Raw genomic sequence first — 5,378 nt, forward strand, 5'->3', positions numbered from 1 at the left:
GCTGGCGCTGGGAGCCTGCCTGCTCGCGGGCCTGGTGTCGTTCGCTTCACCGTGTGTCGTGCCGCTCGTCCCCGGCTATCTGTCCTACCTGGCCGGGCTGGTCGGTGCCGAGGCGCCGCCTGCCACCAACGCGCAGGCGAGCACGCTCACCGCGCAGCGCCGTAGCGCGAAGATGCGGGTGGCCGGTGCCGCCGGGCTGTTCGTCGCCGGGTTCACGGTGGTGTTCGTGCTGGCCACGGCCACTGTTTTCGGCGTGATCCAGACCCTCAATGTGAATCGGGAACTGCTGCAGCGCATCGGCGGTGTGGTGACGATCCTGATGGGTCTGGTGTTCATCGGCCTGGTCCCCGCCCTGCAGCGCGACACGCGGATGGAGCCGCGCAGGCTCACCAGCATCCTCGGCGCGCCGCTGCTCGGCGGGGTGTTCGCGCTCGGCTGGACCCCGTGTCTGGGGCCCACGCTGTCGGGTGTGATGGCGGTGTCCGCGGGTACCGAGGGCACCACCGCCGTGCGTGGGGTGACGTTGATCGTCGCCTACTGCCTCGGTCTCGGGCTGCCGTTCATCGTGCTGGCCTTCGGGTCGGCCGGTGCGTTGCGCGGGGTCGGCTGGCTGCGGCGCAATTCGCGCACCATTCAGGTAATCGGGGGTTTTCTGCTCGTCGCCGTCGGCGTCGCGCTGGTCACGGGGGCATGGGATCAGTTCGTCGGCTGGGTGCGTGACGGGTTCGTCTCCGAGGTGACTCTTCCGATCTGATGACTGACACGCTGACCACACCGACCACCCCCACCCCGCCCGTCCGGCAGTCGCTGCTGGGCCGGGCCTGGGCCCTGGTCCGTAATTCCTGGCGCGGCCTCACGAGCATGCGCACCGCACTGGTGCTGCTGTTCCTGCTCGCGCTGGCCGCCATCCCCGGCGCCCTGCTGCCGCAACGCAGCCTCAACGCGCAGAAGGTCGACCAGTACATCGCCGACCGTCCGACACTGGGTCCGTGGATGGACCGGTTCGAACTGTTCGACGTGTTCGGCAGCTTCTGGTTCACCGCCATCTACGTGCTGCTGTTCATCTCGCTGGTCGGCTGCATCCTGCCGCGCTGCTGGGACCACTACCGGGCACTGCGTACCCCGCCGGTGCCCGCGCCGCGCAACCTCAGCCGGTTGCCGCACCACTCCAGCGAAACCGACGACCGGACTCCCGACGAGGTGATCGAGGCCGCCAAGGCTTCCTTGCGTGGGTGGCGGACCGAGGTGCGCCCCGGTCAGCGCGACGGCGAGGTGACGCTGTCCGCGGAGAAGGGCTATCTGCGCGAGTTCGGCAACCTGGTGTTCCACCTGTCGCTGGTGGGGCTGCTCGTCGCGATCGCGTTGGGCAAGCTGCTCGGCTACGAGGGCAATGTCATCGTGATCGCCAACGACGGTCCCGGCTTCTGCACCACCTCGCCCGCGGTCTTCGACTCGTTCCGGGCGGGCAACACCAACGACGGCACCGGCATGACGCCGCTGTGCATCAAGGTGAAGGACTTCAAGGCCGACTACCTGCCCACCGGCCAGGCCGAGATGTTCCACTCGAACATCGAGTACCAGGCGGGCGCGGACCTGAGCACCGACACGTGGCGCAGCACCGAGCTCCAGGTGAACCATCCGTTGCGCGTCGCCGGTGATCGGGTCTACCTGCAGGGACACGGCTTCGCGCCGACGTTCACCGTCACCTTCCCCAACGGGCAGACCCGCACCGAGACCATCCAGTGGCGGCCAGACGACGCGCAGACCTTCCTGTCCAGCGGTGTGCTGCGCATCGACCCGCCCGGCGGCATGTACGCCACCGACGAGGAACGTCGGCAGAACCAGATCGCCATCGAGGGCCTGTTCGCGCCGACCGCGATGTTCCACGGCAGCCTGCTCACCTCGTCGTTCCCCCGGATGGACGACCCGGCGGTCGCGGTCGACGTTTACCGCGGCAATACCGGTCTCGACACCGGGCGTTCCCAGTCGCTGTTCTCGCTGGACCCGGAGATGATCAAGCAGGGTCGGTTGACCAAGGAGGCGCGGGTCAACCTGCGTCCCGGCGAGTCGACCACGTTGCCGAGCGGAGCGAAGGTCACCTTCGACGGCGCCGAGGAATTCGTCAACTTGCAGGTCTCGCACGACCCGGCCCAGCAGTGGGTGCTGGTGAGCGCGCTGACGATGATGGCCGGTCTGCTGGTGTCGCTGTTGCTGAAACGGCGGCGGATCTGGATCCGGGCGTACCCGGTCGAGGCTGCGGCGGGTACCGTGGGTCAACGACGCGCCGTAGTAGAAATGGGCGGCCTGGCCAGAAGCGATCAAGCGGGCTGGGGCGCCGAGTTCGATCGACTGCGGACACGGCTGCTGGGAGCGGAGAAGTGATCCGCGCACTCGACATGGAGACGGAATCCTGATGCAGATCGACGAAACGCTGGCACGGTACAGCGACTTCGCGTTCATGTCGGCCATGGCCATCTACGCCCTGGCCACGGTCCTGCTGATCGTGCAGTATGCCTCGGCGCGCGCCAAGCAGGTCGCCGCCCGCGAACTCGTCCCCGCCGGCGACCCCGGGTTGCCCGGCAGGATCGAGACCCCCGAGGCCAAACCGCTCGCCGAACGGCTGGGCAACATGGCCTTCTCGGTGCTGGTGGTCGGCGCGGTCCTGCACATCGGTTCGATCGTGCTGCGCGGCTTCGCCACCCACCGCTTCCCGCTGGGCAACATGTACGAGTTCACCACCATGGCCACCGCGGCCGCCGTGGTGATCGGCCTGATCTTCCTGCGCGACCAGCGCTACCGGGCCATGTGGGCGTTCCTGCTGGTTCCCGTGCTGATCCTGATGTTCCTGGCAGGCACGGTCCTCTACGCCGACGCCGCCCCCGTGGTCCCCGCCCTTCGCTCGTTCTGGCTGCCGATCCACGTCACCATCGTCAGCATCGGCAGCGGCGTCTTCCTGGTCTCGGGCGTGGCCAGCCTGCTCTACCTGTTCCGCATGCGTCAGCCCGCGGGCGAGGAATCCACCAACATCCTGGGCATCATCGCCCGCCGCCTCCCCGACGCCCGCACCCTCGACCAGCTCGCCTACAAAACCACCATCATCGGCTTCCCCCTCTTCGGCGCAGGCGTCATCCTCGGCGCCATCTGGGCAGAAGCCGCCTGGGGCCGCTTCTGGGGCTGGGACCCCAAGGAAACCTGCTCCTTCATCGCCTGGGTCCTCTACGCGGCCTACCTGCACGCCCGAGCCACCTCGGGCTGGCGAGACACCAAGGCAGCCTGGATCAACATCGCCGGCTTCGTAGCGATGCTGTTCAACTTGTTTATCATCAACATGGTGATCAGCGGTCTGCACAGCTACGCGGGGCTGAACTGAGCGGCCGCTACCTCCGATATAGCGTGTCTGCATAGCTCCGAGATGAGACCATAGGTCTTGTGGCACACGATCTTCGGCTGTCCGGTGTGACCTACGGGGCGGGGGATCGGTCCGGGGGATCGACTGAGCGTGCGGGGAAGTTGATTTTCTCGCATTCGGAAATCCGGTGGCGCCGATCGGTGCGCTCGGCGTTCGTGGTCGGCTGGCGCGAGGTGACGGGCGTGGATGTGCGCACGCCCGACCTTGTCGAAGTGATCAGTGCCGGAATCGGGTGGGCCGACGGCTCCGTGATTCGCCTGGATGTGGCGGGGGCTACCCACCGATTCCACGTTGCGGGCACGCAGCCCGAGCAGCTGCGAGAAACGCTGATGGCATGGGTCGTTCGCGAGGCGCCGCCGTCGAAACCGTGGCCCGTGGCGCCTGCCCGTCCAGTGGTGGCGCGGGCGCCGGTCGATATCGCGTACGCGGCGGCGGCGATCTGGCGAGCCAGCGGCCTGGGACGCGCACCGTTTTCCGAGATCACTACGGCGTCGTACCGGGTGGCTGTCGCGGAGAATCACCGCGACAGCGGACGCTACTCGGAAGCGATCGCGGTGTTGGAGCCGCTCGCTCAACAGTGCGCGGAGAAGTTCGGTGCCGACCGGCCCATCACGTTGCAGGTGCGGAACGCCCTCGGCCGGTCCTACTGCGATGCGGGGTACTTCTCCGAAGGACTAGAGGTGCTGAACGATATCGTGTCGATCGCCGAGCATGTTCTCGGCGTCGACGACGACATGACGCTCACCCTTCGCAACAATCTGGCTTTGGGGTATTCCGCTGCCGGTGAGTACCTTCATGCCCTTGACCTACTCGACCTGAACGTCGACTTCAGCGAACGGAAACTCGGCGACGACAGTCTCGAAACTCTCGGGCGTCGCAACAACTTGGCGGCGACACAGGCGCTGGCCGGGCTTCGGCAACGCGCTGCGGCCTCGTACTGGAGCATCCTCGATCGGCTGCATCCCGACAGGTACGCGCACAGTCTCGCGGTCACCGCACGCCAGAACCTGGCCATCTTGCACAACCCGCTGTGGGAGCCCTGAGGCGCCTCGGAGTCAGCAGTAGTAGCAGATCTTGTTGGCGGGGAGTTCTACGTGGCAGTTGAGGCAGACCGGCTTGCGCACCGGTTCGGGCTTGGGGATGGCGGCTACGGTGCGGCGGGCGGCGGAGGGTCGTTTGACGGCTGCCTCGGCTGCTTCGGCGGTGGCCAGGTCCTCGGAGGTGGACTGGCGGATAGCGGCGACCTTCGGGGGGAGGGTGGGCAGGCCGCCGTCGGCGGGGAGGTCGGTGGCGTAGTGCTGGTAGCACTGCCAGCGGGCCGCGGCCGCGTGCATTTCGAGGTCGTCGGGGATGGGCAGGCCCGCGAGTTCGAGGATGTAGCGGTAGCCGGTGCCGACGGTCTGGTTCTTGCGCACGCACAGCGCGCTCAGCGGCGGCTCGTTGTTCTTGTGACAGTGCTCGGCGACTTTGTCCAGCACGACCGGCAGCCAGTGCTGCCACTTCACCGCGGTGCGGATCCCGGATTCTTCCTGGACCAGCTCGGCCAACTCCGTGTTGACGATGAAGTTGTTGAACCGGGTAGCGGTGTCGGCCAGCACCTCGTGTGCGGCGCGAGTCCACTCCGACCGTGCCTCGGTGAACGTCACGGCGCTGCCGTCGGCCGCGCGCCAAGTGGTCGGGACAGAACCCTGCTGCACATCAATCACCGGAATACGTTATCTACCCAGCTCTTTCGACGCGCAACGGGGGTATGTGCGTCAGCTCACGGCGACGCACATCGTGAGGGTCACTCGGCCGGGCCGGAGTCGTCACGTGGTTGTTTGCCGAGGCGCCAGAGGAATTCCGGGTCGTCGTCGGGGCCGAGAACCGGTCTGCGCGAGGGTGGGCCGGGATTCGGGCGTTGCATTTCGGGGCCGAACGCCTTCCAGCACAACACCGCGATGGCCACGATCGCGATGAGTGCCAATAG

At 67.2% G+C, this 5,378-nt stretch carries 6 protein-coding genes; 4 read left to right on the plus strand and 2 right to left on the minus strand.

Annotation, left to right across the window (positions count from 1 at the left end; genetic code table 11):
* The first annotated feature begins 1 nt into the window (after nucleotide 1).
* The 4 genes from ACFWF3_RS22635 to ACFWF3_RS22650 all read left to right on the plus strand — a co-directional run bounded on the left by ACFWF3_RS22635 (nucleotide 2) and on the right by ACFWF3_RS22650 (nucleotide 4,452).
* Nucleotides 2–754: a cytochrome c biogenesis CcdA family protein gene (locus ACFWF3_RS22635; RefSeq protein WP_379315177.1), complete on the plus strand. Its 753-nt coding sequence runs from the start codon at nucleotides 2–4 to the stop codon at nucleotides 752–754.
* Nucleotides 754–2,382: a cytochrome c biogenesis protein ResB gene (locus ACFWF3_RS22640; protein WP_378991014.1), complete on the plus strand. Its 1,629-nt coding sequence runs from the start codon at nucleotides 754–756 to the stop codon at nucleotides 2,380–2,382. Before ACFWF3_RS22635 ends, ACFWF3_RS22640 begins: the two co-directional genes overlap by 1 nt.
* A gap of 31 nt (nucleotides 2,383–2,413) precedes the next feature.
* Entirely contained in the window at nucleotides 2,414–3,370 is a 957-nt protein-coding gene (gene ccsB, locus ACFWF3_RS22645; RefSeq protein WP_378991013.1) for a c-type cytochrome biogenesis protein CcsB, read from the plus strand.
* 179 nt (nucleotides 3,371–3,549) lie between these two features.
* Nucleotides 3,550–4,452, plus strand: coding sequence for a tetratricopeptide repeat protein (locus ACFWF3_RS22650; protein WP_379315178.1), 903 nt, complete (start codon nucleotides 3,550–3,552; stop codon nucleotides 4,450–4,452).
* A 12-nt stretch (nucleotides 4,453–4,464) separates the two neighbouring features.
* On the opposite strand, the gene ACFWF3_RS22655 is transcribed toward ACFWF3_RS22650, so the two are convergent.
* Both ACFWF3_RS22655 and ACFWF3_RS22660 read right to left on the minus strand, forming a co-directional pair.
* Nucleotides 4,465–5,115 carry a hypothetical protein gene (locus ACFWF3_RS22655; protein ID WP_379315179.1) on the minus strand — a complete coding sequence of 217 codons (651 nt, stop codon included), beginning with the start codon at nucleotides 5,113–5,115 and terminating at the stop codon, nucleotides 4,465–4,467.
* 80 nt (nucleotides 5,116–5,195) lie between these two features.
* On the minus strand, nucleotides 5,196–5,378 hold a 183-nt coding region (locus ACFWF3_RS22660), incomplete at its 5' end, for a hypothetical protein (RefSeq protein WP_379315180.1).

Origin of the sequence: Nocardia sp. NPDC060220 (genome assembly GCF_042727815.1) — a bacterium.
GTDB lineage: Bacteria > Actinomycetota > Actinomycetes > Mycobacteriales > Mycobacteriaceae > Nocardia.